This window comes from Thermoflexus hugenholtzii, from assembly GCF_018771565.1.
Classification (GTDB): Bacteria; Chloroflexota; Anaerolineae; order Thermoflexales; family Thermoflexaceae; genus Thermoflexus; species Thermoflexus hugenholtzii_A.
The window spans coordinates 934,008-960,083 of sequence record NZ_CP076326.1 but is presented as its reverse complement, the minus strand read 5'-3'; the positions used below and the strand labels follow the sequence as shown (position 1 = coordinate 960,083).

General features: G+C 66.8%; 28 protein-coding genes. 21 read left to right on the top strand and 7 right to left on the bottom strand.

The features are described from left to right. Nucleotides 1-35 precede the first annotated feature (35 nt). From KNN16_RS15100 to KNN16_RS04295, 21 genes are all read left to right on the top strand, one after another. Nucleotides 36-266, top strand: coding sequence for a hypothetical protein (locus tag KNN16_RS15100; protein WP_369685870.1), 231 nt, complete (start codon nucleotides 36-38; stop codon nucleotides 264-266). 13 nt (nucleotides 267-279) lie between these two features. After that, nucleotides 280-516: a DUF2283 domain-containing protein gene (locus KNN16_RS04390; RefSeq protein WP_303899228.1), complete on the top strand. Its 237-nt coding sequence runs from the start codon at nucleotides 280-282 to the stop codon at nucleotides 514-516. Nucleotides 517-828: 312 nt separating this feature from the next. Then, nucleotides 829-1,752, top strand: a complete 924-nt coding sequence (locus tag KNN16_RS04385) for an enoyl-CoA hydratase-related protein (RefSeq protein WP_322794818.1) — start codon at nucleotides 829-831, stop codon at nucleotides 1,750-1,752. Nucleotides 1,753-1,756: 4 nt separating this feature from the next. Next, a complete protein-coding gene (hypE, locus tag KNN16_RS04380) occupies nucleotides 1,757-2,806 on the top strand; it encodes a hydrogenase expression/formation protein HypE (RefSeq protein WP_303899222.1) in 1,050 nt (349 codons plus the stop codon). Nucleotides 2,807-2,944: 138 nt separating this feature from the next. Then, nucleotides 2,945-4,099 (top strand): 4Fe-4S dicluster domain-containing protein, encoded by a 1,155-nt coding sequence (locus KNN16_RS04375; RefSeq protein ID WP_303899220.1) that lies wholly within the window; start codon nucleotides 2,945-2,947, stop codon nucleotides 4,097-4,099. 4 nt (nucleotides 4,100-4,103) lie between these two features. Further along, nucleotides 4,104-4,583, top strand: a complete 480-nt coding sequence (locus KNN16_RS04370; RefSeq protein ID WP_299286560.1) for a cyclic nucleotide-binding domain-containing protein — start codon at nucleotides 4,104-4,106, stop codon at nucleotides 4,581-4,583. Then, a complete protein-coding gene (locus KNN16_RS04365; RefSeq protein WP_303899215.1) occupies nucleotides 4,580-5,443 on the top strand; it encodes an FAD/NAD(P)-binding protein in 864 nt (287 codons plus the stop codon). Before KNN16_RS04370 ends, KNN16_RS04365 begins: the two co-directional genes overlap by 4 nt. Nucleotides 5,444-5,486: 43 nt before the next feature. Next, nucleotides 5,487-6,290 carry a hypothetical protein gene (locus KNN16_RS04360; RefSeq protein ID WP_303899212.1) on the top strand — a complete coding sequence of 268 codons (804 nt, stop codon included), beginning with the start codon at nucleotides 5,487-5,489 and terminating at the stop codon, nucleotides 6,288-6,290. Beyond that, nucleotides 6,256-7,554, top strand: coding sequence for a Ni/Fe hydrogenase subunit alpha (locus KNN16_RS04355; RefSeq protein ID WP_303899210.1), 1,299 nt, complete (start codon nucleotides 6,256-6,258; stop codon nucleotides 7,552-7,554). Before KNN16_RS04360 ends, KNN16_RS04355 begins: the two co-directional genes overlap by 35 nt. After that, nucleotides 7,551-8,033, top strand: a complete 483-nt coding sequence (locus tag KNN16_RS04350; RefSeq protein ID WP_303899207.1) for a hydrogenase maturation protease — start codon at nucleotides 7,551-7,553, stop codon at nucleotides 8,031-8,033. The genes KNN16_RS04355 and KNN16_RS04350 overlap by 4 nt, the downstream gene beginning before the upstream one ends. 77 nt (nucleotides 8,034-8,110) lie before the next feature. Then, nucleotides 8,111-8,806, top strand: coding sequence for a class I SAM-dependent methyltransferase (locus KNN16_RS04345; RefSeq protein ID WP_303900592.1), 696 nt, complete (start codon nucleotides 8,111-8,113; stop codon nucleotides 8,804-8,806). 136 nt (nucleotides 8,807-8,942) lie between these two features. Beyond that, a complete protein-coding gene (locus KNN16_RS04340; protein WP_303899206.1) occupies nucleotides 8,943-9,701 on the top strand; it encodes an aldolase/citrate lyase family protein in 759 nt (252 codons plus the stop codon). Then, entirely contained in the window at nucleotides 9,671-10,621 is a 951-nt protein-coding gene (locus KNN16_RS04335) for an NAD(P)-dependent oxidoreductase (RefSeq protein ID WP_303899203.1), read from the top strand. Before KNN16_RS04340 ends, KNN16_RS04335 begins: the two co-directional genes overlap by 31 nt. Then, nucleotides 10,605-11,405, top strand: coding sequence for a glycosyltransferase family 2 protein (locus tag KNN16_RS04330; RefSeq protein WP_299286584.1), 801 nt, complete (start codon nucleotides 10,605-10,607; stop codon nucleotides 11,403-11,405). Before KNN16_RS04335 ends, KNN16_RS04330 begins: the two co-directional genes overlap by 17 nt. Further along, nucleotides 11,380-12,102, top strand: coding sequence for a class I SAM-dependent methyltransferase (locus tag KNN16_RS04325; protein ID WP_303899201.1), 723 nt, complete (start codon nucleotides 11,380-11,382; stop codon nucleotides 12,100-12,102). The genes KNN16_RS04330 and KNN16_RS04325 overlap by 26 nt, the downstream gene beginning before the upstream one ends. After that, a complete protein-coding gene (locus tag KNN16_RS04320) occupies nucleotides 12,099-13,619 on the top strand; it encodes a hypothetical protein (RefSeq protein ID WP_303899198.1) in 1,521 nt (506 codons plus the stop codon). The genes KNN16_RS04325 and KNN16_RS04320 overlap by 4 nt, the downstream gene beginning before the upstream one ends. A 101-nt stretch (nucleotides 13,620-13,720) precedes the next feature. Further along, entirely contained in the window at nucleotides 13,721-14,353 is a 633-nt protein-coding gene (locus KNN16_RS04315) for an MBL fold metallo-hydrolase (RefSeq protein WP_303899195.1), read from the top strand. A 15-nt stretch (nucleotides 14,354-14,368) separates the two neighbouring features. After that, nucleotides 14,369-15,499, top strand: a complete 1,131-nt coding sequence (locus KNN16_RS04310; protein ID WP_303899191.1) for a M48 family metallopeptidase — start codon at nucleotides 14,369-14,371, stop codon at nucleotides 15,497-15,499. A 30-nt stretch (nucleotides 15,500-15,529) separates the two neighbouring features. Further along, nucleotides 15,530-16,987, top strand: coding sequence for a hypothetical protein (locus KNN16_RS04305; RefSeq protein ID WP_303899188.1), 1,458 nt, complete (start codon nucleotides 15,530-15,532; stop codon nucleotides 16,985-16,987). Nucleotides 16,988-17,093: 106 nt separating this feature from the next. Continuing rightward, complete coding sequence (locus KNN16_RS04300; protein WP_303899185.1) at nucleotides 17,094-18,254, top strand: alanine--glyoxylate aminotransferase family protein; 1,161 nt, start codon at nucleotides 17,094-17,096, stop codon at nucleotides 18,252-18,254. Between the two features lie 200 nt (nucleotides 18,255-18,454). Then, nucleotides 18,455-18,721 (top strand): hypothetical protein, encoded by a 267-nt coding sequence (locus KNN16_RS04295; RefSeq protein ID WP_299288913.1) that lies wholly within the window; start codon nucleotides 18,455-18,457, stop codon nucleotides 18,719-18,721. 36 nt (nucleotides 18,722-18,757) lie between these two features. Here KNN16_RS04295 and KNN16_RS04290 read toward each other — a convergent pair whose 3' ends face one another. The 7 genes from KNN16_RS04290 to KNN16_RS04260 all read right to left on the bottom strand — a co-directional run bounded on the left by KNN16_RS04290 (nucleotide 18,758) and on the right by KNN16_RS04260 (nucleotide 26,068). Then, the gene (locus tag KNN16_RS04290; RefSeq protein ID WP_303899182.1) at nucleotides 18,758-19,993 is read right to left on the bottom strand and encodes an HlyD family secretion protein; all 1,236 of its coding nucleotides are present in this window, start codon (nucleotides 19,991-19,993) and stop codon (nucleotides 18,758-18,760) included. 13 nt (nucleotides 19,994-20,006) lie between these two features. Continuing rightward, entirely contained in the window at nucleotides 20,007-21,263 is a 1,257-nt protein-coding gene (locus KNN16_RS04285; RefSeq protein WP_303899180.1) for an HlyD family secretion protein, read from the bottom strand. Next, entirely contained in the window at nucleotides 21,260-22,231 is a 972-nt protein-coding gene (locus tag KNN16_RS04280) for an ABC transporter ATP-binding protein (RefSeq protein ID WP_299288340.1), read from the bottom strand. Before KNN16_RS04280 ends, KNN16_RS04285 begins: the two co-directional genes overlap by 4 nt. After that, nucleotides 22,224-23,153, bottom strand: a complete 930-nt coding sequence (locus KNN16_RS04275) for an ABC transporter ATP-binding protein (protein WP_303899178.1) — start codon at nucleotides 23,151-23,153, stop codon at nucleotides 22,224-22,226. Before KNN16_RS04275 ends, KNN16_RS04280 begins: the two co-directional genes overlap by 8 nt. Before the next feature lie 381 nt (nucleotides 23,154-23,534). Further along, nucleotides 23,535-24,656 carry an ABC transporter permease gene (locus KNN16_RS04270; protein WP_299288334.1) on the bottom strand — a complete coding sequence of 374 codons (1,122 nt, stop codon included), beginning with the start codon at nucleotides 24,654-24,656 and terminating at the stop codon, nucleotides 23,535-23,537. Between the two features lie 103 nt (nucleotides 24,657-24,759). Next, nucleotides 24,760-25,401, bottom strand: a complete 642-nt coding sequence (locus KNN16_RS04265; protein WP_303899175.1) for a TetR/AcrR family transcriptional regulator — start codon at nucleotides 25,399-25,401, stop codon at nucleotides 24,760-24,762. A gap of 181 nt (nucleotides 25,402-25,582) precedes the next feature. Continuing rightward, nucleotides 25,583-26,068, bottom strand: coding sequence for a permease (locus KNN16_RS04260; RefSeq protein WP_303899174.1), 486 nt, complete (start codon nucleotides 26,066-26,068; stop codon nucleotides 25,583-25,585). Nucleotides 26,069-26,076: the final 8 nt, after the last annotated feature.

Genomic DNA, 26,076 nt, shown 5'->3' with positions numbered 1-26,076 from the left:
CGTTAGGCAGCTATACTACATCCAGATCGTGATAGATGAAAACGACGACTTACTTCAGAACAAGTGTCATGGTTCGTCGGCCTTACCTTAAGATGGAATGGATTGAGCACGTTCTAAAGAATCCTATTCGTACCGAAGTGCAGCCCAACGGGCGTATCCGTTATTGGGGGTATGTGGCCGAGGTAGACAAGTACCTTCGAGTCGTGACAGAACCGGATGGGGAGACCGTGCATAACGCTTTTTTCGACCGCCGCTTCAGGCCTTAATGGGGAGAAGACAATGATTTTCGAATATCACCCTGAGACCGACATGTTGTATATCAAATTGATTGAAGGAGTAAGTACTGAATCAGAGGAGATCGCCCCAGGGATTGTGCTGGACTTTGACGAGCACAATCGTGTTATAGGGATTGAGATTGAGGAGGCCAGCAAGATCATCGATCTATCCAAATTGGAGTTGAGGGCTCTTCCCGTTGTTCATTTGATCCTGACTCAAAGGACTTCTGTGAAAGCATGAAGCGCTGGATGTAACCTCCAGAAGCCGGGTTGTTCCGCTGCGCTCCGCTTCCTCATCCACATCCCGGCCTCCCGGAGCACACGTTGCATTGGCTGACGCACCGCCATCTCCAATGAAGGTGCCTCCCACGCGGCAAACCGCTTCACGAGGATCGCAGCGCGCCCGTTACCCTCCCTTCCCAGGGGAATTGCCTGGCCGCATCGCGTCGCCCTGCGGGCGTCCTGATCCACCGGCTTCCTCACTGCTCGGCCTGGTTTTCCTGTAGTATCATCCTGAATCGGATCCGCACGGATTTTGATCTCCCTGTGGACGATGGGCAAGGAAGAGATCTGGGCTTGGGGAAGGCCCTGCATGTATCTCCGAGAACCCGGGGAGCGCCCGATGGAACCCGTTGTCGTCGAACTCTATCACATTCGGATACAACGGAAAGATGCGATCGGGATCATCCAGATGGACCGTCCGGAGCGGTTCAACGCCCTGGACGTGGCGATGGCGCGGGACCTGCGGAAGGCGGCCCTGCAGCTCGCCCGCGACCCCGCGATCCGCTGCGTCATCCTGGCCGGGACGGATCGGGCCTTTTGCAGCGGGGCGGACCTGAAATACGTCCGGGAGCGGGAGCATCCGGAGGATTTCTCCTACCTGCAACCCGAGGCCCGGCCGGTGGAGGGTGGATACGGACGGAGCTTCAAGGAGATCCTGGAGTATCTGCACAGCACCATCTCCGAGATCCGCCGCGCGCCCAAGCCCTTCATCGCCGCCGTCAAAGGGGTGGCGGCAGCGGGCGGCCTGGGCCTGGCCATGGCCTGTGATCTGGTCTTCGCCTCCGATCGCGCCGCCTTCGAATGGGCCTACTCCAAAACCAGCCTCACGGGGGCGGAGAGCACCACCTTCCTTCTCCCCCGCCTCATCGGCCTGCGGCGGACGATGGAGATGGTCTTCCTCAACCCGCGCCTCACCGCCCAGGAGGCCCTGGCCTGGGGCCTGATCAACGGCATCTTCCCCTTCGAGACGTTCGATCAGGAGGTGGAGGCCATCGCCCAGCGGCTGGCCCGCGGGCCCACCCGGGCCTGGGCTATCACCAAGGCCCTCATCAACGAAGCCCTGGGCATCGACCGGCTGGACAGCCATATGGCCAAGGAGCTGCGACACCTGGTGGAGATCGCGGAGACGCCGGACTTCGCCGAGGGCCTCTCGGCGTTCTTCGAGAAGCGAGAACCCCGGTTTCATGGAGCGTGAGACCATGCGCGCGGAAAGCCTGGGCGCCTGCCCCATCCCACCCCTGTCTTACCGCACGGTGTTGCTGGGCCATGGGAGCGGGGGTCGGTTGATGCACGAGTTGATCGAGAAGGTGTTCCGCCCCCTCCTCCTGCCGCCGGATATGCGCGTGCTCAACGACGCCGCCGTCATGACGGTCGACGGGCTGCGGCTGGCCTTCACCACCGACGCCTTCGTCGTGGACCCCATCGTGTTCCCCGGGGGCGACATCGGCCGGCTGGCGGTCAACGGGACCATCAACGATCTGGCGGTGAGCGGGGCGCGCCCCCTGTTCCTCAGCGCCGCCTTCATCCTGGAGGAGGGCCTGCCCATCGAGACCCTGTGTCAGATCGTGGACTCCATGCGCCAGGCTGCCGCGGAGGCCGGCGTCCCCATCGTCACCGGCGACACCAAGGTGGTCAACCGGGGGAAGGCGGACAAGATCTTCATCACCACCACCGGCCTCGGCGTCGTGGAATACGAGGGGACGCTCTCCGCAGACCAGGCCCGGCCCGGGGACGTGGTGCTCCTGAACGGCCCCATCGCCGCCCACGGCATCGCGGTGATGCTGGCCCGGGAGCAAATCGAGTTCGAACAGCCCATCCGATCCGACACCGCGCCGCTTCACACCCTGGTGGCCGCCATGCTCCGCGCCAGCCCCCGCATCCGCTGCATGCGCGACGCCACCCGCGGCGGCCTGGCCAGCGCCCTCAACGAGATCGCCATGAGCTCCCGCGTGGGCATCCAGCTGGACGAAGCGCGCATCCCGATCCAGGATGAAGTAAAGGGCGCCTGCGAGTTGCTGGGCCTGGATCCCCTCCACGTGGCCAACGAAGGGAAGCTGGTGGCCATCGTCGCCCGGGAGGACGCGGAGCGGGTGCTGGAGGCCATGCGCTCCCACCCCCTGGGCCAGGAAGCCACCGTGATCGGAGAGGTCGTGGAGGACCCCCGCCACCTGGTCCTGCTGCGGACCCGGGTGGGCGGCTTCCGGGTGGTCAGCATGCCCGCCGGCGAACCCCTCCCCCGAATCTGTTAAGCAGAAGCCTACGGATTGTGAACAAAATCACAATTTGTCCTGTGCTTTCTCACTGGCTTCCCCAGGCGGGAAAGCGCATCATAGTAAGGGAGCGCCCGGACTTCCGCCCAGCCTTTGGTTTCCAGGGAGGAGAGCGCCATGGCAAACCCCGAAGCCCCGATCCCCACTCCGAGCTCGATGTGGCGGATGGAGAAAGCCCGATTGCAGGACCTGATCGATGCGCTCCGCCGGCAGGGCTACACCGTCATCGGCCCTTGCATCCGGGAAGGGGCCATCGTTTACGATGAGATCCACCAGATCTCGGATCTCCCCATTGGATGGACGGATGAGCAGGACGGCGGACGCTATCGTCTGAAGCGTCGGGAGGATTCTTCCTTCTTCGGCTATGCGGTGGGACCCTATTCCTGGAAGCGCTTCCTGCATCCCCCGGTCCTCTCCCTGGGCCGGGCTCGCCGCAACGGCGCGGGGTTCGAGTGGATCGCCCCCTCGGATCCTGCGCCCCGCTATGCGTTCCTGGGGGTCCGGGCTTGCGAGCTTCACGCCATCGCGATCCTGGATCGGGTGTTCATGAGCGGGCCGTATGTGGACCCGGCGTATCAGGCCCGCCGGGAGGGAGTTTTCCTGATCGCAGTGCAGTGCGCCGTCGCCGGCGGCACGTGCTTCTGCGCCTCCATGGGCACCGGGCCCAAGGCCCCACCGGGCGCGGACCTCATCCTCACGGAGCTGGCGGAGGCCTTCATCGTCGAGATCGGGACGGAGCGGGGCGCGGCGTTGATGGCCGGCATCCCCTGCGCCCCCGCCACCGAGGCCGACCGGGCCGCGGTGGAGGCGCAACTCGCCTCCACCGCCCGCGCCATGGGCCGGCAGATGGACACCACCGACCTGCCCGCCTTGCTCTACCGCAACCTGGAGCATCCCCGCTGGGAGGAGGTGGCCCAGCGCTGCCTCACCTGTGGGAACTGCACCATGGTCTGTCCCACCTGCTTCTGCTTCACTGTGGAGGACATCAGCGATCTCACCGGCACCCGGGCCGAGCGGGTGCGCCGCTGGGATTCGTGCTTCACCACAGAGTTCACCTACACCGCCGGCCGCCCCATCCGCCAGAGCGCGAAGGCCCGTTACCGCCAGTGGCTGACCCACAAGCTGGCCTCCTGGTGGGAGCAGTTCGGGACCTCGGGATGTGTCGGCTGTGGGCGCTGCATCACCTGGTGCCCGGTAGGGATCGATCTGACCGAAGAGGTGGCCGCCATCCGCAGGACCGACGGCGCCACCCTCGAGGCGGAGAGGAGGTGATCCGATGTCCAAAGCGGCGATCCTGGAAGCCCTGCGCCAGCATCCCTTCACCCACGACATGGAGGAGGCCTGGAAAGAGGTCCTGGCGGAGATGGCGCGGCTGCAGACCTACCCGCCGGACGCGCTGCTGCTGCGGGAGGGACGTGCTGCCGATGCCTTCTTCCTCATCGTGGATGGCCTGGTGGCCATCGAGATGTTCGTGCCCGAGCGGGGAACCCTGCGCCTGCAAACCGTGAGCGCGGGGGAAGTGGTCGGCTGGTCGTGGGCGCTCCCGCCTTACCGCTGGGAGTTCGACGCCCGCGCCCTCGCCGAAACCACCGCCGTGGTCCTGGACGCCGCCGCCCTCCGGGCCCGGATGAGCCAGGACTGCGCCCTCGCCGCCTGGATCCTGAGCCGCCTGCTCGCCGTGGTCGCCGGCCGCTTGAAAGCGACCCGCCTGCAGCTGCTGGATCTCTATGCCCCGCCGGAGCGGAGGACGCCATGATCTCTTCTACCACCCACCCATCGGCGCCGACGCTGGAACGCTTCCTCCCCGCCCCCTATCCGGTCACCGGGATCCGCCGGGAGACCGGGGATACGGTGACGCTGCGCCTGCGCCCTCCGGAGGGCCGCCCACCGGCTTTCCAGCCCGGCCAGTTCAACATGCTCTACCTGTTCGGCATCGGCGAGGTCCCGATCTCCATCAGCGGGGTCCATCCCCGCAGCGGAGACCTGGAGCACACGGTGCGGGCGGTCGGATCCGTCACGCGGGCCCTGGCTCGGCTCCGGAAAGGCGACGTGGTGGGCGTGCGGGGTCCCTTCGGGAAGGGCTGGCCCCTTGAGGAGGCCAGGGGGCACGACATCCTGATCCTCGCCGGGGGCATCGGGCTGGCACCCCTGCGTCCCGCCCTCCAGCACATCCTGGCTCATCGCTCCGAATACGAGCAGGTGGTGCTCCTCTATGGAGCCCGCACGCCCGCTGACCTGCTGTATCCGGCGGAGCTGGAACGCTGGCGGGGGCGGCTGGATCTGCAGGTCTTCGTGACGGTGGACCGCGGGGACGAAGCCTGGCGGGGGCACATCGGGGTGGTCACCACGCTGCTCCCTCTGGCCGAGCGGTTGCTGGATTTCCGGAAGGCGTTCATTCTGATGTGCGGCCCCGAGGTCATGATGCGTGTGGCGGCCCGCGAGCTGGAGGATCGCAAGGTGCCCCCGGAGCGCATCTTCCTGTCCCTGGAGCGGAACATGAAGTGCGCCCTGGGGTTCTGCGGCCACTGCCAGTTCGGCCCCGTCTTCATCTGTCGGGACGGCCCGGTGTTCCCCCTGGGCCGCGTCCGCCCGCTCCTGGAGGTGCGGGAGCTGTAAGGGCTCGCGTTCGTTTCGATCCAAAACCGGGAAGGAGGACGCGATGGCGCGTCGTCGCAAGCCCAAGCTGGCGGTCTGGAAGTTCGCCTCCTGCGATGGCTGCCAGCTGACCCTCCTGGACTGCGAGGATGAGCTGCTCACCCTGGCGGATGAGCTGGAGATCGCATACTTCCTGGAAGCCTCCCGGGCAGTCGTGCGCGGGCCCTACGACCTCTCCCTGGTGGAGGGAAGCATCTCCACCCCGGAGCAGGTGGAACAGATCCGGGAGATCCGGCGCCAGAGCCGCTTCCTGGTGACCATCGGGGCCTGCGCCACCGCCGGTGGGATCCAGGCCCTGCGCAATTTCGCCGATGTGCGAGAGTTCATGGAGCAGGTCTACGCCCGACCGGAATACATCCGCACCCTGGAGAAATCCCTGCCCGCCTCCGCCTACGTGCCGGTGGATTTCGAGCTGCGGGGCTGCCCGATCGGGAAAGGCCCCCTGCTGGAGCTGATCAGCGCTTTCCTGAACGGACGACGGCCCCAAATCCCGAACTACAGCGTGTGCGTCGAATGCAAGCGCCGCGGGACGGTTTGCGTGATGGTCGCCCAGGGCACCCCTTGCCTGGGCCCGATCACCCAGGCCGGCTGCGGGGCCCTGTGCCCGGCGTATCGCCGCGGCTGCTATGGATGCTTCGGTCCGATGGAGACCCCCAACCCGCACAGCCTGGGGGACTGGTTGCTCGCGCGCGGGCTGGCCGCGCCGGACCTGGTGCGGCTGCTCCGCACGTTCAACGCCTATGCACCCGCCTTCAAGGAGGCAGGAGAGCGCTATGCCGGGATCGCGGAAGCTGACCGTTCGGGTTGAGGCCCTGGCGCGGGTGGAAGGGGAAGGCGCCCTGCACCTGCGGGTTCATAACGGACAGGTGCGTGAGCTCCGCCTGGAGATCTATGAGCCCCCGCGGTTCTTCGAGGCCTTCCTGCGAGGCCGCCGCCTGGAGGAGGCGCCGGACATCACGGCGCGGATCTGCGGGATCTGCCCCGTGGCCTACCAGATGAGCGCGTGCAACGCCCTGGAAAGCCTCCTCGGCCTGTCCGTGGGAGGCTCCCTCCGGGACTTGCGGTTGCTGCTTTACTACGGGGAATGGATCGAAAGCCATGCCCTCCACATGTTTCTGCTGCACCTGCCGGACTTCCTGGGTTATGAGAGCGCCCTCCACATGGCCCGGGATCATCCGGATTGGGTGCAGAAGGGGCTTCAGATCAAGAAGGCGGGGAACGCCCTGATGGCCCGCATCGGCGGCCGCGAGGTTCACCCCATCAACGTCCGCGTCGGGGGATTCTATTCCGTCCCATCGCGCCGCGCCCTCCTGGAACACAAAGAGGAGCTTGCCCGCGCTCGCGATCTCATGATCGAAGCCCTCCGCTGGATGGCCGGTCTGGAGTTCCCGGAGTTCGAGGAGGATTACGAGTTCGTGGCCCTTTATCATCCCGAGGAATACGCCATCCTGGAGGGTCAGGTTCGTTTCAGCCACGGGTTGCTGGCCCCGGTCTCCGCCTTTGAGGAGATCATCGAGGAGATCCACGTGCCCTACAGCAACGCCCTGCACGCGGTGATCCGGGGGCGCGGCAGCTATATGGTCGGCCCCCTGGCCCGGTTCAACCTGAACTTCTCCCAGCTCTCCCCCCTGGCCCGGGAGGTGGCGGTATCCATCGGTCTGACGCCACCGGTGCGCAACCCCTTCCGCAGTCTTCTCGTCCGCGGCATCGAGGTCATCCACGCCTGCGAGGAGGCCCTGCGCCTCATCGACCGTTATGAGCCGCCGGATCGCCCCTTTGAGCCCTTCGAGGTCCGGGCGGGGACCGGCTTTGGGGCCAGCGAGGCTCCACGGGGGCTTCTGTATCACCGCTATCGGGTCAACGCGGAGGGCCTCATCGAGGAAGCGCGGATCATCCCGCCCACCTCCCAGAACCAGCGCCGCATCGAGGACGATCTGCGCAAACTGGTGCCGCAGCTGCTCTCCCTGCCCCGGGATGCGCTCACATGGCGCTGCGAGCAGGCCATCCGGAACTACGATCCCTGCATCTCCTGCGCCACGCACTTCCTGCGGCTGGAGCTTGTGGAGGAATGAACGCGGGTCCCCGTTGGGTGCTCATCGGCCTCGGGAATCCGATGCGAAGGGATGATGGGGTCGGCCCGTGGGTGGCCGCTCAGCTTCGAGGAAGGAGCTGGCCGGATCTCCGGGCCATCCGGATGGAGCTCCCGGACCCGATGAGGCTGGCCGAGGCATGGGAGGGGGCGGAGATCGCCTGGATTGTGGACGCGGTGGAGGCCGATGCGCCGCCCGGAACACTCCTTCGGATCCGAGAGGAGCGCCTCCGGACGGATCTCCGTCCACGCGGGTTCTCCACCCACGGGTTGGATCTGGTGGAAGCCATCGCCCTGGCCCGGACGCTGGGGCCGTCCCCCCGACGGGTGATCCTCTATGGGATCATCGGGGCGGACTTCGGGTTCGGAGAGGGGCTGTCCCCCGCCGTGGAGGCCGGCGCCCGCCGCCTCCTCCGCCGGCTGGAGCGCCTGATCGCTCGCCTCACCCAAACATCCTGTTGATCTCGCAGGAGAGACGCTAACCAGTGGAAGGTGCTACCCACTCGTTCAGCCCCGAGCGCCTGGAACGCATCGCGCGTATGGAGGAGTGGCACTTCTGGTTTCGCGGGCGCCAGGCTTATATTGAAAGCTGGCTGACTCGCATTGCTCTTTCCCACAGCGAGAGGGTTTTGGATATTGGTTGCGGAACCGGATGGATGGTCCGTTGGTTGGCCTCAAAGGGAGTCCGCTCAATTGGCCTCGATTCGCTGGCTCCAGCCCTGGCCCGGCTTCGCGCCTACCATCCCACCCTCTCCGGCGTGCAGGGAGACGCGGAGCGCCTTCCGTTCCGGGCAGCGAGCGTGTCTCTCATCTTATGTCTGGACGTATTGGAGCATCTGGACGATCGGCAGGCTTTGCAGGAGGCGTGGCGGGTTCTAACCCCGGGGGGATGGCTGATCCTCGCCGTGCCTGCCGTGCCTGGCCTCTGGAGCGCTCGGGACGAGGCTGCCGGCCACCGCCGCCGTTACACCCGAGCGTTGCTCCGCCAGCGTCTCCAAGAAGCGGGATTCTGCATCGTGGATCTGCGCTTTTATATGTTCCTTCTCTTTCCTCTAATCGCCCTTACCCGATGGCTGGGGCGCTTCCGCCCTTCGCTGCAGGAAATCGAGGAACGCCCCCCTTCGCTCCTCAACAGCATGCTTTCCCATCTCCTCCGTCTCGAGATCGGAATTGGCCGCCACATCCCTTGGCCCTGGGGATCCACCCTGTTGGCCTTGGCACGCAAGGCGTGCTAAGATGCTACGCTGCCCGATGTTCGATATAGGACCTTCGACACCCTGATCCAGAATGACGGACTTCGCTCTTTTCCTGTTCTCTACCGATGTTGATCTAATCCGCGCCGCTGTAGAGGGTGGAGCAGCAGGAGCGGTGGTGGACTGGGAATATATCGGCAAAGCGGAGCGTCAAGCTGGATTCGACACCCAGATCAACCACGACACCCTGGAGGACCTGCGACGGGTTCGTGCCTGCACGGCTGCCCGTGTCCTGTGCCGGATCAACGCCTTCGGCCCTTGGACCCAAAAGGAAATCGAGGCTGCTGTGCAGGCCGGTGCTGATGAGATCCTGCTCCCCATGGTTCGCTCTGTGGAGGAAGTGGAGCGTGTCCTGGAGTGGGCGAAGGGGCGATGTGGGGTCGGGATCCTGATCGAAACGCGAGAGGCAGTGGCCATTTGCGAGCGCCTGGCTCAACTCCCCCTCACCCGGGCTTACCTGGGGCTGCACGATCTGGCCATCGAGCGAAGAACCCCCAACCCGTTCCGGGCGATCCCAGATGGAATTGTGGGGCGGGTCCGGTCCGCCTTCCCCATCCCCTTCGGCTTCGCGGGGCTCACTCTTCCGGATCGCGGTTTTCCCATCCCCTGTCGCCTGTTGATCGCGGAGATGGCCCGACTGGGGTGTTCATTCTCGTTCCTGCGGCGTTCCTTCTTGCGGGATATCGTGGGCCGGGATCCACGGATGGAGATCCCACGGATCCTGGAGGCGCTGCGGGAGGCTTTCCGGCAACCGCTTCCGGCACGGGAGGCTATGCATCAGGAGCTTCTGCGCGCCATCGAGGAAGCGGACGCTTTCTTTTCAAACCGCAATCGGATGGTGAGTTTATGGCCGATCTCCAGGGCGCGCCTATCCTGATCACCGGTGGGGCTGGCTTCATCGGCTCCCACCTGACGCGCCGCCTGCTGGAGGCCGGCGCGCGGGTCCACCTCATCGTCCGACCGGGCACCGATCTCAGGCGCCTGGCCGGGATGATGGATCAGGTTTCGATCCACCGCGGGGACCTCCTGGATGCGGGAGAGGTGCGGGAGGTGGTAACGAACGTGCGCCCCCGCTGGATTTTCCATCTCGCCGTCCGGCGCGGGCACCCACGCACGCCGGAGGAACGCCTGGAGCTCCTGCGGTCCAGTCTCATGGGCACCGCGCACGTGCTGGAGGCGGCGCGGGATGTGGGGATCGCCCGCTTGATCCACATCGGAAGCTCCCTGGAATACGGCCCGTATCCCCGGGCGATCCGTGAGCGGGATCCCTTGCGCCCGACAACTGACCGGGGGGTTGCGAAGGCCACAGCCAGCCTGCTGGTGGCTTTTTACGCCCGGGCCTTCGGACTGCCCGCGGTTATCCTTCGCCCATTTTACGTCTATGGGCCCGGCGAGCCTCCGGAGCAGCTCATCCCCACGCTGCTCCGCGCAGCCCTCAGCGGGGAGGAGGTCCGCCTGACCGCGTCCGGTTACCGGCATGATTTCGTCTTCGTCGAGGACGTGGCGGAGGCATGCTTGCGCGCCGCCACGCGATCGGTCCGGCCGGGGGAAGCCTTCAACATCGGCACCGGCATCCAGTGGACCAACGAGGAGGTGGCCGCATGGGTGGAATTTATCACCGGCCGATCCCTTCGCCTGCGGATCGGCGCCCATCCTCCCAGCCCGCCAGACACCTCCTGCTGGGTTGCGGATATCCGGAAGGCCCAACGCCGTCTGCAATGGTCACCCCGGTGGGATCTGCCCGCCGGCCTGCGAAGGACCCTGGAATGGATGCAGCGCCATGGAGATCCGACCTGAGATCAGCCTGGTCATTCCGGTCTTCCGAAACCGGGAAACCCTCTACCCCCTGTATGCACGCCTGCAATCCGTCCTGGACGGGGTGGGCTGGTCCTGGGAACTGATCGCCGTCCACGATGCCTGTCCCGAGGGCTCCCTAAGGGTGCTGCGGGAGCTCGCTGCCCGGGATCCCCGGATCCGGATCCTGGATCTCCCTCGGAACGTCGGGCAGCACCGGGCCATCTGGCTTGGCCTGCACGAAACCCGGGGGCGTTATGTGGTCGTGATGGATGCGGACCTGCAGGACCCGCCGGAAGCCATTCCGCTTCTCCGAAAGGTGATGGAGGAAGCGCAGGGCCGAGCCCTTGTGGTCTTCGCCGGACGACGCGGGCGATACGAGCGGCTGGATCGGATGCTGACCTCGTGGCTCTTCAAGCGGGCCCTCCACTGGATCTGCGGGGCTCCGGTGGATGCGGGGACCTTCTGCCTCATGGAAGGCCAAGTGGCGGAGGCCCTGCGACGCTGGGATGCGCCCGAGCCGCATTTGCCCACGCTGATCGCCTGTGCGGGCTTCCCCGCGCTGGTCGTTCCGATCCACCGCTCCCCTCGCCCAATCGGCCGCTCCGCCTACACGACTGGCATGCGCTGTCAGCTCGCCTGGCGCATCCTCCGCACCGCCTGGGCGCTGAAACGTAACCCAGCCCGCTTCCTTGGCCTCTCCGACGCGTTCGCCTTTCCAGAACCGCGCACCCATCTCTCTGGAGGAGCGAAGCGCGCCGATGTCGGAGCGCATCGAGATCCATAACCAGCTCCAGCGGGAATATTTCGGACGTCGCATCAAGCGCACGATGTGGCCGGAGCGGACACCCTACGTGATCCGTCAGGTGGATGAGGTCATCCGCTTCGGCGATCTCCGGCCGGGGGAGCGAATTCTGGATGTGGGATGCGGGATGGGCCGTCATGCCTTCCTGCTGGCCGAGCGCGGCCTCCGGGTGGAGGGGCTGGAGCTCTCCCCCTTCCTGATCGAACGGATGCAGGAATTCGACGGCGGACGATACCGCATCCCGGTCTACTGCGCAGACATCCACCGCTGTCCTCCCGAGCTGCACGGACGCTATGACGCGCTGGTAGGATTCTTCGTCCTGCATCATCTGGCGGACCTGCGCCAGGCCTTTGCGTCTATGGCTCGGCTTCTGCGACCGGGAGGGCGGGTGGTTTTCCTGGAGCCCAACCCCCTCAACCCCCTTTACTATCTTCAGATCCTGATCACACCGGGGATGTCGTGGGCGGCAGAGCGGGGGATCCTAAACATGCGCCCTTCCGTGATTTCGAAGGCGATGGAGCCGGCCGGGCTACGGCTGACCGCCATCGCCCACTACGGCTTCTTCCCCCCATTCCTGTCGAACCACCCCTGGGGAGGTCGCCTGGAGCGACTCCTGGAACAGGCGCCCCTCTGGCGATCGCTTCTGCCCTTTCAGCTGTTCCGCGGGGACCAGAGATGAAAAGAGCGGCTCTAACGGTCGGGCTCTTCCTGATCAGCCTGTATCTGAACATGGCGGCGGGGATCAACCGGGGGGATGAGGCGTGGTTCCTGCAGGTGATGCGGCGGGTCCATGAGGGGGAGGTGCTTTACCGGGACGTATTCTACGGGGCCGGCCCTCTCGCTGTGGCTTTCACCGCGCCCTTGATCTCCCTGATCGGTGTGGAGATCCTCGCGGTGAAGGCGGTGGTGGCCGCCGGCTACACGGCCGCGCTGCTCTTCGGGATGCGTATCCTGGAGCGGATGGGGGCAGGCCCAGGAGCTTGTATGCTGTTCCTCGGGGCGAACCTGCTGCTGGCACCCCCTGCGCCCCACGCGCCCTATCAATCTCTGGCCAACGCTTTCCTGATGGCCGCTTTCGATGCCACCACCGCCGCGCTGGGAGCCAGTGACGCGCAGGCCCGCCGGCGCCTCCTCGCCTGGGCGGGAGCAGCCGCCGGGCTGAGTTTCGCCGCCAAACAGAACATCGGCGGCTACGCGTTTCTGGCGATCCTGGGGAGCTTCCTGATCCGGCGCGGGGAAGAACGCCCTCCCCTCCGCCGGCTGTGGATCGAGAGCAGCTCCCTCGGGCTCGCCTTTCTGGGGACGCTCGCGCTGACGTTCCTGCCGGTCTGGCTGAGCGGCGGGGGGCCGAAGTTCATGGATTACGGCGCGCTCAACAAGACAACTTACCTGCGCCTCTCCGGGATCCCTTATACGGAAGGGCTTGCAGGAATCCTTCGCAGTCTGCAAGCCCTTTCCCCCCATTCCACCCTGGAACAGGGGCTGTGGGCCCTGAGATCCTTTTCATTCCTCCTGCCTTTCCTGGCCGGTTTCTTCTGGATCGGCGGCTTCCTGGTTCCGCCCTCATCCGGGCGCGCCCCATGGATCGCCTCGGGCCTCTTTGCAGCGGCCGCTTTCCTGGGCATCTTTCCCCGAGCCGATTATGCGCACCTCATTTATGCCGTCCCGGCTTTGCTGACAGTAATGATCAGCGGATGGAGCGCATGGTCGATCCGCCCGTGGAAAATCGTCCTCGAACGCGGGATCGGCGCGCTGCTCATCCTGGGCCTGATCGTGGCGTTGATGATCCCGCCGTTGCGCCTCCTCCAGGGCCGTCTGACGATCTCTTCCCTTCCCCATTTCGGGGGCGTCCTGATCGCCCCTGCCCTGCAAGCGCAGATCATGGAAGAGAGCGCACGATTGCGCGAACGGGCTCCCGAGCCCTCTGTGTTCCTGCTTTTCCCCACCGCCGGGTTCTATTATCTGCAGACCGGATTGCGCAACCCAACGCCCTTTGACATCCCCACGGCCACCTCCTTCGGCCGGGCCGGCCAGGAGGAGACCATGCAGGCCATCCGGGAGGGGCGCATCCGCTGGGTGTGCTATTGGCGCTGGGAATGGAACCTGCGCCCAGCGCGGATCGAGGCATTCGTGGAGCAGGAGATGGAACCGGGTGAGAACCTGGGCCTCTGCACCCTGTATCTCGCAAGACGATAAGCGGCCCCGGTTTGCTTTTCCTGCCTGACTGGCTCTATAGTTTGCCATGAACCATTCGGCGGCTCGATGGACGGTCCCCAAGCATCAGAGGGAGGTTCCTCATGGAAACGCGCCCTCGCCTGTTGAGCCGGATCCACTGGCTGGGTCATGACGCCTTCCGCATCGATGGACCGCCGGTGATCTATTTGGATCCCTGGCAGGTCCCTGCGGACGCGCCGAAAGCGGATCTCATCCTGATCAGCCACGAGCACTTCGATCATTGCTCTCCGGAGGACGTCAACCGGCTCCGCCAGCCGGACACCGTGATCATCAGCAGCCCGGCAGCGGCCGCCAAAATCAAAGGCGCCCAGGCCATGCGCCCCGGCGAGCGCCTCTCCGTGAAGGGCGTGGAGATCGAAGCGGTGCCGGCCTACAACATCAACAAACGATTCCACCCCCGGGAGGCCGGCGGGCTGGGCTTCATCCTCACCATCGAAGGGGAGCGTCTCTACTTCGCCGGGGACACAGACTTCATCCCCGAGATGAAGGAGATCCGCTGCGATATCGCCCTGCTCCCCGTCAGCGGGACTTACGTGATGACGGCGGAGGAGGCCGCCCAGGCCGCCGCAGCCATCCGGCCGAAGGTCGCCATCCCCATGCATTACGGAGCCGGAGTGGCCGGCTCCGAGGCCGACGCCGAGCGCTTCCGCTCCCTCTATCCGGGCACCGTGGTCATCCTGAAGCCGGAGCGCTGATCCGGGGAGCAGGCGATGGACCGGGAGGAGCAGGCCCGGCGTTACGCCCGGCTGCGCCGTCGCCTGTGGGCGGCGGAGATCGCCCTGTTCGCCGCCTACGCCATGGCCTGGCTGGGAAGCGGCCTGGCCCTCGGCCTCGGCGAGGCCCTGGCCCGCCGCCTCCCGCCCCCGTTGGACGCGATGGGGATGGCCTTCCTGTTCGGAGGGGGATGGGCCTTGCTCTCCTTCCCCATCGATTTCTACGGCGGGTTCCTCCTCCCCCACCGTTTCGGCCTCTCCACCCAGACGCGCGCCGCGTGGCTCCTCGATTACCTCAAGGCCGGAGGGATCAGCGCCGCCATCGGCCTGCCTCTGATCGGCGGGCTCTACCTCGCCTTCCGACGCTGGCCCCACACCTGGTGGCTTCCCGTAGGAGCCGCCTGGATCGGCTTCACCGTTGTGCTGGCCCAGCTCGCCCCCGTGCTCCTCGCCCCCCTGTTCTACCGGTTCCAGCCCCTCCAGGATCCCGAGCTCGCCGGGCGGCTGGCCCGTCTGGCCCAGCGGGCCGGCATCCGGGTGCGAGGCGCCTATGTGATCGACATGAGCCGGCGGACCCGGGCGGCCAACGCCGGGCTGATGGGGCTGGGGCCCACCCGACGGATCGTGATCGGGGACACGCTGCTTTCGCGCTACACCCCCGACGAAATCGAGGCGATCCTGGCCCACGAGCTGGCCCATCATCTGCATCGGGATATCCCCCTGGGCCTGGCCCTGGAGAGCCTCATCAGCCTGGCCGGGTTCTTCATCGGAGCGCAAGGGCTGCCCCTGGGGGTCCGGGCCCTGGGCCTCCCCGGCCTGGATCACCCATCCAGCCTGCCCGCGCTGGCCATCGGCGCTCTCCTGTTCCGGTTGATCTGGATGATCCCGGTGAACGCGTGGTCGCGCTGGCGGGAATGGGAGGCGGATCGAGAGGCCATCCGCCTGTGCGGACGACCGATGGCGCTGGCAACGGCCTTGCGGAAGCTGGGCGAGCAGAACCTGGCGGAGCTGGATCCGGAGCCCTGGGTGGAATGGATCTTCTACACCCACCCGGCGCTGGGGAAGCGGATCCGCGCGGCCGAAGCCCTCGCCGCATCGCACCATCCGGCTCAAGATGTGTTAAACTGATAAAGAGGTCCCTTCACTGAGGGAATCCCTATGCAAGCGCTCTCCCGGGAAGAGCAGGACACGCTGCGCGCCATCCTCCGCAGGGTGTTTGACGAAGCGGCCGTGGACACCCTCCTCAAGGCCCTGGATCACCTGGCGGCCCGCGGGGACCAGGGGATCGCGGACTTGCGCCGGTGGCTGGAAGGAAGCCTGGGTGGGCTGCAGACGGAGGTCAACCAGCTGACCAAGGGCTACGGATCTGTGGAAGAGGGCCTGGCGCGCCTGACGGTGGCCCATGCGCGAATGGAAGAGGCCCTCACCCGTCTGATCGAGGCCCACGCCCGTCTGGAAGAAGCCGTCGTCCGCCTGGCCGAGGCCCAGGCCCGCACCGAAGAACGCGTGGCCCGCCTCGAAGAAGCCCAAATCCGCACCGAAGAACGTCTCGCCCGCGTGGAAGAGGCCCTCGCCCGCCTGGCCGAAGCCCAGGCCCGCACCGAAGAACGCGTGGCCCGCCTCGAAGAAGCCCAAATCCGCACCGAAGAGCACCTCGCTCGCGTGGAGGAGAGCCAACGCCGCCTGGAGGAAGCCCTCGCCCGCCTGGCCGAAGCCCAGGCCCGCACCGAAGAACGCGTGGCCCGCCTCGAAGAGGCCCAAATCCGCACCGAAGAACGCCTCGCCCGCGTGGAAGAGGCCCTCGCCCGCCTGGCCGAAGCCCAGGCCCGCACCGAAGAACGCGTGGCCCGCCTCGAAGAAGCCCAAATCCGCACCGAAGAACGTCTCGCCCGCGTGGAAGAGGCCCTCGCCCGCCTGGCCGAAGCCCAGGCCCGCACCGAAGAACGCGTGGCCCGTTTGGAGGAGAACCAGCGCCGCCTGGAGGAAGCCCAAATCCGCACCGAAGAGCGCCTCGCTCGCGTGGAAGAGGGCCAGCGCCGCCTGGAAGAAGCCCTCGCCCGCCTCGCCGAAGCCCAGGCCCAGGCGGAAGAACGCATCGCCCGACTGGAGCGGCTGATGGAACAGATGACCCGCCAGGTCGGCGCCCTGAGCGATGTGATCGGGGGCGATCTCGAGGACGCCGCCTACATCGTCATCCACGACACCTTCACCCGGGAGCTGGGATGGAAGGTGGACGTCCTGGAACGCACCTTCCTGCGCTGGGACAACCACGAGCTGGAAGTCGATATCATGGGCCGGGCCTACGACCCCGCCCGCCCCAAATACGAAATCTGGATCGTGGGGGAGGCCAAATACAACATCACCGTCGGGGAGGTGGAGCGGTTCGCTAAAAAGCTGCCCCTGATCTCGGAGTATCTGACCCGCCAGGGTGAGGAGAAGAAAGAGCGTCTCATCGTCCCTGTATGCTTCTGCTATCGGGCCCGTCCCGAGGTGCGGGAACGGATCTATGATCTGGGTTTCCACCTGGTTTTCTCCTACGGACGGGTCATCTGGGGGAAAGGCGGCCCCCCCGTCTCCAGGCGAAAAAAGACGGCTTCCCGAAAGGGAGCGCGGTAAAGGTCCAGCCTCGCCCTCCCTGACGCAGACCGTCCCCCGGAGGGCGGTGTGCGGATATGGCCGGTCTCGCCCTCCGGGTTCTATCTTTTCCTGAGGAGCGCCATCCATGACGCCACGCACCCTGCTCATGATCCCCGGTCCCGTCGAGGTGGACCCCGAGGTCCTGGCCGCGATGGCCCGCCCACCTCTCAGCCACATGTCCTCCGCCTTCGCCGTCCTGATGCAGGAGTCCCTGGACGGCCTTCGGGAAGTCTTTGACGCCCCCGACGGCCAGCCCTTCCTGATCCCTGGGTCCGGAACCCTGGCGATGGAGATGGCCCTGGCCAACCTGGTGGAACCGGGGGATCGGGTGGTGGTCGTGGACACCGGCTACTTCGCCGCCCGGATGGCCGAGCTGGCCGAATGGCTGGACGCGCAGGTCATCCGGGTGACGGCGGAGCCCGGCGCCCTGCCCGATGAGACCCAGATCGAAGCGGCGCTGCGGCAGGGGGCGAAGGTCCTCACCCTCACCCACGTCGACACCTCCACCGGGGTCGTGGTGCCGGTGGAGCGCTGGGCCCCCCTGGCCCACCGCTACGGCGCCCTGGTGGTCGTCGACGGCGTGTGCGCGGTGGGCGGGCAACGCTTTCACCAAACCGCCTGGGAGGTCGATGTCGCCCTCACCGGATCCCAGAAGGCGCTCGCTGTGCCGCCCGGTCTGGCCATCGTCGTCGTCCGCCCCTCCGCCCTGGAGGCCTATCGACGCCGGCGAACCCGGACGCGGTCTTATTACGCCGATTGGGGGAAGTGGCTCCCGGTGATGGAGGCCTTCCAGGCCGGCCGTCCCGCTTATTTCGCCACGCCCGCCGTCAACCTGGTGGCCGCCATGGCCGTCTCCCTCCGCCGTATCCGCGCCGAGGGGATGGAGGCGCGATGGGCCCGCCACGAGCGGATCGCCCGCGCCTTCCGGGCCGGATTGCGAGCGATGGAGCTGGAGATGGTGCCCCGGGATCCCGCCTGGGCCGCCGTCACCCTGAGCGTGATCTATTACCCCAATGGGATCGACGATCGCCTGATCCGGGAGATCGAAGCGGCTGGGGTGACGGTGGCCGGGGCCATCCACCCCGCCCTGCGGGGCCGCTCCTTCCGGGTCGGCCATATGGGGGAGATCGGCCTGCCGGCCCTCCTCCAGACCCTCAGCGCCATCGAGATCGCCCTGCGCCGCCTGGGGCACCCCGTCACCCCCGGGGCCGGCGTCGCCGCCGCCCAGGCCGAATGGACCCGCTGAACATCCCACCTCCGGGAGGGGGGCGGCTTCCTGTCGTCCCCCTCCCGATCCCCCTGCCGATCTTCACCCCTTCCCCCTGTTGGAACTCACTATCCGGAGACCTCCTCAAGCGGGATACTGAAAACGGGAATCCATGAAATCGCATCGCTGGGTTCTACAGGCTTCGCATGCTCGTTCGGCATGAGGATGGGGAGGACGCCATGAAGATTTACATCGATCGGGACATCTGCACGGGCAGTCTCCCCTTCTGCGTCCGGTGTTTCGCCTTCCTGGCGGAACACCCGATGGGCGTGGATCGTCCCTGCATCACCCAGATCATTCCCAACAACGGGGAGACGGTCACCTTCGTGATCCGCACGGAAGGGGAGACCGTGACCTTGACGCTGGATCCGGCCACCCGGGAGCGCGTGATCACCGAAGGCTGGGATGCGCTAGTTCCCTTCGTTCCCTCTTTCTTCCGCGCCTGAAGGCGGAACGCGCGGCTTCCCTGCCCTCGGGATCGTTCAGGGCCCAAGGGGAAGCAAGACATCGGCAGGCATCCCGGCCTTCAGCCGTCCCTCCGGGTTGGGCACCCGCACGGTCACCGGGAAGACCAGGGCCTGACGCTCCTCCCGGGTCTGGACGTTACGGGGGGTGAAGGTCGCCTCCGGTGCAATGCGGGCGATCACACCGGGGAACATTTCGCCGGGGAAGGCATCCACCTGAACCTTCACAGGCTGGCCCACGCGCAGCCGCCCCACCTGCCCCACCGACACATAGATCGTGATCTCCAGGGGATCCACGGAGCTGAGGCTGAGGACAGGTTGTCCAGCCCCCAGGGTTTCTCCGACACGGGCCAGATGCTCGGAAACCGTCGCGGTGAACGGTGCGGTGAGGCGCAACCGTTCGATTTGTAAGCGCAACAGATCCCGTCGCGCCTCGGCCAGGGCCACGGCCGCCCGGGCCGCATCCCGCTCCCACGGCGCAGGCCCGTTCCGGGCGCGGTCCAGCCGAGCCTGGGCTACCCGGACGGCGGCCTCTGCCGCCCGGACCTGAGCCTCCGCCGCATGGACCTGGGCCTGCAACGCGAGAGGCCGCTGGCGGATCCGAAGGAGGCTCTCCAGCCGGGCCCGGGCTGCATCCCGCTCTGCCTCCGCCGCCCGCAACGCCGCTTCCGCCGCAGCCACCTGCTGGTCGGCGATCTCCCGCTGATCGAAGGGCAGGCGATCCCGCTCCGCCCGCGTCTTCTCCAGGTCGGCCCGGGCCCGTTCCACCCCCTGCTCCGCCGCCGCCAGCGCCGTCCGGGCCTCCAGGATCTGGCGCTCCAGGTCTTGAGGCGTCCGCAGCTGGCGCAGGGCCATCCGCCAGAGCCCTTCGGCCATGGCGCGTTCCGCCTCCGCCTGGCGGACCTGCGCGGCGAGGGCAGCGAGCTGCTCCGGTGAGGCCCCCGCCTCCAGCGCGGCGAGCTCCGCCCGGGCCGCCTCCACCGCCGCCTCCGCTTCCTGGAATTGCTGCTGGAGGACCGGATCCTCCAGCTCGGCGACGATCTCTCCCGCCTTCACCGTCGTCCCCTCATCGGCCAGCCAGCGCACCGTTCCTCCTGCCTCTGTCGAAAGGCGAACGCTCCGACCCGTGAGGGTGCCGGAGAACCGCACCTCCGCCCCCCCTGCGCTTCGAGGGGACTGCAGAAGAGCCCACCCCCCGATCCCGCCGATGATCCCGATCATCAGGAGCATCCGCACCAGAGCGAAGCGACGCATTCGGGATCCTCCTTCAAGGGATCTCAACGTCCGCGGGCACTCCCGGCTTCAGACGACCGTCCGGGTTCTCCAGGCGGATGCGCACCGCGAAGGTCAGGCGCGCCCGCTCCTCCGGGCTCTGGACGTTGCGCGGGATGAAGGAAGCCTCCTCGGCGATATGAACGATCACCCCCTCAAACCGCTCGCCCGGGAACCCCTCCACGGTCACCGGGACTTTCATACCGGGTCGCACCCGACCCAGCGCGGCCTCCGGGATGTAGACGACCAGCTCCAGAGTCTGGAGATCCATCAGCTGCAGCACCCGGGTCCCGGGGGCCACCCGCTCGCCGGGCTCCACCGCCCGCAACGCCACGATCCCTCCCCGAGGAGCGAGAAGCTGGAAGCGGGAGCGGCGGGCTTTCAGGGCCTCCAGGGCCGCCTCCGCTTGCCGCAGGCGTGCCCGCGCGGCTTCCCGCTGCTCCGGCGAGGCGCCCGCCCGGAGGGCCGCCTGCTGCGCCCGGGCGGCCTCCAGCACAGCCTCCGCGGCCCGATACCGCCCCTCCGCCTCCACCACCTGCGTCCGCAACGCGATCGGATCCCGGATCACCGCATCCAGGTATTCCAGAAGGGCACGGCTTCCATCGTAGGCGGCGCCGGCCCGGTTCACCTCCGCCCAGGCCGACCAGTAAGCATAGGCCGCGTTCCGCACCTCCGCAGGCAACGGCGGACGGAGAGCGGGGGGAAGCCGCTCCCACTCCCGCATCGCCGCCTCGGCCCGGCTCTTCAACCGCTCCGCGATGTCTTTCAGCGCCACCGCCTGCTCCAGCCGCGCCTGGGCTGCCCGGACCTGCGCGGCGGCCACCTCCCGCTGGAGCAGGAGATCCTGAGGCTCCCGGAGCATCGCCTGCGCGTCCTGCCAGGCCTGATAGGCGCCATCCCGCAGGGCCTGGGCCTGATCCACCCGCGCGGCCGCCTCCCGCAGATCTTCCTCCCGGGGCCCCGCCTCCAGCGCTTCCAGCGCGGCCCGGGCCTGCGCCACCTGGGCCTCGGCCATTCGGATCTGGGCCTCCAGAAAAGCCGGGTCCAGATCCACAAGAGGCTGCCCGGGCCGGACGACATCCCCTTCCTCCACCCGAACTTGAAGCACCCGACCGCCCTCCACCGCGATCACGTCGACCATCCGCGCCTCCAGATAACCGGAGACCACCAGCGGCCGAGCGGCCCCCGGCCGGCAGGCGCTGAGCAGGACGAGCAACCCCAACCACCATCCGAGGTGTTTGCGTCCGTTCATCGAAGCGCACCTCCTGACCGCGAGGGGAGTTCCGCCTCCTGCGCTGCCTGATCCACTAGCCAGAGGAACACATCCTCCAGAGAAGGACGGATCCACTCCACGGAGATCTCCTCCAGGCCCGCCTCCTCCAGACGGCGGCGGATCTCCTCGATGGAGAGCCCCGGATCCCGGGGATAGGCGTGGATCCGGGCGCCGTGGAAGGCGACGTGCTGGAAGAAGGGCCAGTCCCGCAAGAGAAGGAAAGCCCGCTCCAGCGGCGTGGCGGAGACCGCGACGATCCCCCTCGGCCCCGCCCGCTCCTTGAGCTCGAAAGGGGTTCCCTGGGCCAGCAGGCGCCCGTTGTGGATGAGCGCCAGGCGGGAGCACTGCTCGGCCTCATCCATATAATGCGTGGTGACGAAGATCGTCACCCCCCGCTCGGCCAGCTGGTAAAGCAACGCCCAGATCTCCCGGCGGGCCAGGGGGTCCATCCCCGCGGTGGGCTCATCGAGGAACATGATCTCCGGCTCGTGGAGCAGGGCCACCGCCAGGGCCATCCGTTGCCGCCAGCCTCCCGCCAGGTGACGGACCAGACGCCGGGACTGCCCGGCCAGATCCAGCCGCTCCAGCAACGTCGGGATCCGCTCCCGGAGCCGTTGGACGGGCAATCCATAAGCGGCCCCATAAAACCGCAGCGTCTCCTCCACGGAGAGATCGGGATACAGGCTGAACCGCTGGCTCATGTAACCGACGCGCGGGCGGATGCGCGCGGTCTCCCGGGCGGCGTCATACCCGAGCACCCATGCCCGGCCCTCTGTGGGCTCCAGCAACCCCAGCAGCATGCGAATGGTGGTGGTTTTCCCCGCCCCGTTCGGCCCCAGGAAGCCGAAGATCTCCCCCCGCCTGACCTCGAAGGAGATATGGTCCACGGCGGTGAACGCGCCGAACCGTCGGGTCAGGCGCTCCGCTCGGACCACCACCTCAGCCACGGCCTCCCTCCCGACGCATCAGGTAGGCGAACACCTCCTCCAGACGCGGAGGGGCCCAGCGGGCCTCCTGGACCTCGATCCCCGGAAGCGCCCGCAGCGCTGCGACGAGCTCGGAAAGGGCCACCCCGTCCTCCCGGACCACCGCCCGCACCCGATCTCCCAGGACCACAGCCTCCAGAACCGCCGGATGGGCGGCCAGGGCCGCCTGGGCCCGCAGGACCGGCTGAGCGAGGATCTCGAGCACCGGATGACGGAACGCAGACCGGAGCCTCCCCGGTGCATCCACGGCCAGCATCCGTCCCTGGTGCATCAGGGCGATCCGGGTGCAGCGCTCCGCCTCATCGAGATACGGGGTGGTGACGATGATGGTCACTCCCTGCACGTGGAACTCGCTGAGCAGATCCCAGAGCTCCCGCCGCGACAGCGGGTCCACCCCCGTGGTGGGCTCGTCCAGGAGCAGCAAGCGGGGCCGGTGGACCATCGCCCCGATCAGGGCCAGCTTCTTCTGCATGCCCCCGGAGAGCTGCGCCGCCCGGCGATCCAGGAACGGCTCCAGGCGGGCGAAGCCCAGCATCCGCCGGATCCATTCGGGGTCCTGCGATCCATACATCGTCGCGAAGAAAGATAGGTTCTCGCGGACTGTGAGATCTCCATAGAGGCTGAAGCTCTGGGGCATGTAACCCAGGGATCGACGGATCCGCTCGGGCTCACGCAGCAGATCCCGCCCCAGCACCCGGATCGTCCCTGCATCCGGCCGCAGGACCCCGGCGAGGAGACGCAGCAGCGTGGTCTTCCCCGCCCCGTCCGGCCCGATGATCCCGAAGATCTCTCCGTCCTCCACCACGAACGAGAGATCCCGGAGGGCATGCACTGCCCCGAATCGTTTCTCCAGATGTTCGACCCACACCGCTTCGCCAGCCATAATTCGCTGAAGATGAGATATTGATCTTCTTGCGGGAAGGGCTCCAGCCCGAATTTCGGTCTTCGATGACGCAAGGGTCGCGGCTGAAGCCGCTTCTGTAGGAGGGGCTTTAGCCCCGAACTTCGGTTTTCGATGACGCAAGGTTCTCTGTAAGTCGAAATTTATTTCGACTCAGCCGGTACAGAGAACACCTGACCGTCTGCAGACGTCGAGATCGAGTTTTAAACCCCAATCCCTGCCTTCGATGGTCGTGGCGGAAGTCGCTCTTAGAGCCAGGATGCCGAAATGAATTTCGGCTTACGTAGGAGGGGCTTTCGTCCCGAACCTCCGTCTTTGATGACGCAGGAGGTCGCGGCTAAAGCCGCTCCTACAAGAACAGATTCATTCCAGCCGCTTCCGGAAGCGGCGGGCCGCCAGGCCCATGGCCGCTATCCCGAACAGGAGGAGAGCAACGGTCTCATCCCACAACGGCTCGATGCCTACCCCTTTCACGATGATGCTGCGCAGGATCACCAGCATGTAGCGGAGAGGGATCAGATAACTGATCCACTGGAGGACCTGAGGCATCGCTTGAATGGGAAAGAGAAGGCCGGCCAGGAAAATGGAAGGCAGGAGGAGGAAATAGGTCAGCAACATCGCCTCCCGCTGCGTGGAGGCCACCGTGGAGATCAGCAGCCCCAGCCCCAGGGAGGAAAGCAGGAACAACCCGGAGAGAGCCAGGAGCAGACCCAGGTTTCCCCGGAAGGGCACCCGGAACCAGAGGGCCCCCAGGGTCAGGATGATGGCGAAATCGATGTAGGCGATCAGGACGTAAGGGGCCACCTTCCCCACCACCAGCTCGACCGGCCGGATGGGCGTGACAATGAGCTGCTCCATCGTCCCCTGCTCCCGTTCCCGGACGATGGCCTGGGCCGTGAGGAGCATGGTGAGGAACTGAAGGATGGCGCCGATCAGGCCCGGGATCATATAGTTGGCGCTGCGCATCTCCGGGTTATACCAGACCCGGGGGCGCGGATCCAGGCCGGGCATCCGCCGCGGGTCCAGGTTCAGCGTCCGCCGGAGGATCTGCGTGGAGTGGTTCTGGGCGATGGAGAGGGCCGCCGCGTAGGCGTTGCTGGCCACCGCAGGGTCGCTGCCGTCGATGATCAGCCCCACTGTGGCCAGGCGGCCGGCCAGGACATCCGCCCCGTATCCCTTCGGGATCAGAAGGGCCGCCTGGGCGATCCCCGCATCCAACAGCCGCGCCAGATCCTCCTCTCGCTCTACATAGCCGATGATGCGAAAGACATCCACCGCCCGATAGGCGTCCACCAGCTCCTGGCTCTGGGGAGTGTGATCCCAGTCCAGGACCACCATGGGCACGTGCTTCACATCGGTGGTCGCCGCGTAGCCCAGCAGGAAGAGCTGGACCACGGGGATCATGAACATCACCGCCAGGGTGCGGGGATCCCGCACGATGTGCAACACTTCTTTGTAGATCACCGCCCCGATACGCTGGAACATCGCGGCCTTCATCTCCCAGAGGAGGATCGCGCCATGCAAAGGCATTGCGGCGCGGCGCCCCTGCACTCGATCAAGGCAGGGGCGAAAAACCTTTCGCCTCTCCTCACGCCGAACCTCCCCCGGTTTCCGGGTTCAGGATCCCATGTAGATACACCTCCAGGGCCTCCGCGAACAGCTGACGGGCCGGCACCGGGAACCGAAGGCGCAGCAGATGGCCCAGGATGACCTGCGAGAACATGAGGCCCATGAAGAGGCGGGCGCCGACCCGGGGATCCAACGGGCGCACGGTCCCTTTGGCCTGCTGCGCGGCCAGGTAAGCGGCGATGGCCTCCATACCCGGGCGGATCGCCCGGCTGACGAGGACCCGCCGGACCCGGCCGTTGCGGATCGCCTCGGGCAGCAGCAACTGCAATGCCGCGATCATGGCCGGGTCCTCATACAGGGAGAGGACGATCTCCATCACCCCGGCGAGGAACTGCGGGGGCGGAGCCGTCCCCATCGTGCGGGCCAGGCGCCTCAAGGGGAGGGCGAAGGATTTGGCTTCCACCACGGCCCGGAAGAGGTCTTCCTTGTTCCGGAAATACCAGTAGATCAGGCCCGGCGAGATCCCCGCCTCCCGGGCGATCTCCCGGTTGGAGGTCCCCCGAAAGCCTTTGCGAAGGAAAACCCGGAAGGCGGCTTCGATGATGCGCTGACGCATGGCCTCACGATCCCGGTCCCGATGCCGGCCAGCCCCCTTGCCCATCTCCTCCCCCCGCCGGATGTGTGAAAAAGTTCAGGCCGGAGGAGCCTGCGTGTCCTCCGATGCCGCGCCTCAAAAGCCTCAAAATTAATTGATCGATCAATTAAGATTTTAGCCTTTGCCGATCTGTAGTCAAGCGGCGCCGCTTCCCCCTCCCCGGATCTCATCCCAAGGTCGACAAGGGTCAATCGAAGAGCAGGTGGGCGATCCATCCGGCCAGCGGGGGCATGAACAGGGTGGAGATCAGACGCGCCATCATCAGGCGCGGGCCCAGGAGGGCGAACTCCAGGGGCAGCCGGGTGAGGGACCAGAGGGACCAGGCGGTGACGAAGGCGACCACCGCGCCTATGCCGGCTCCGGCCCGATAGAGCATCGCGACCAGGGGGAAGGAGACGAAGGGCCCGCCGGGGATCAGCATCCCCACCCCGCTGGCGATCAGAATCCCTCGCCAGCCCGAGCTGGGCCCCAGCCACCGCGCGATGACCTCACGGGGGATCAGGACTTCCGAGAAGCCGATGAGGATGAAGATCCCGAGGAAGAGCGGTAGGAAGTCGCGCACGGCCCGCCCCACCCCCCGCCATCCGGCCGCCGCCACCTCCCCGCCCCGCGCATAGGCAACGCCCACCATCACCGCCGCGAGGATCAGCACGACAGCGGTCCCGAGATCCATGGAGATCC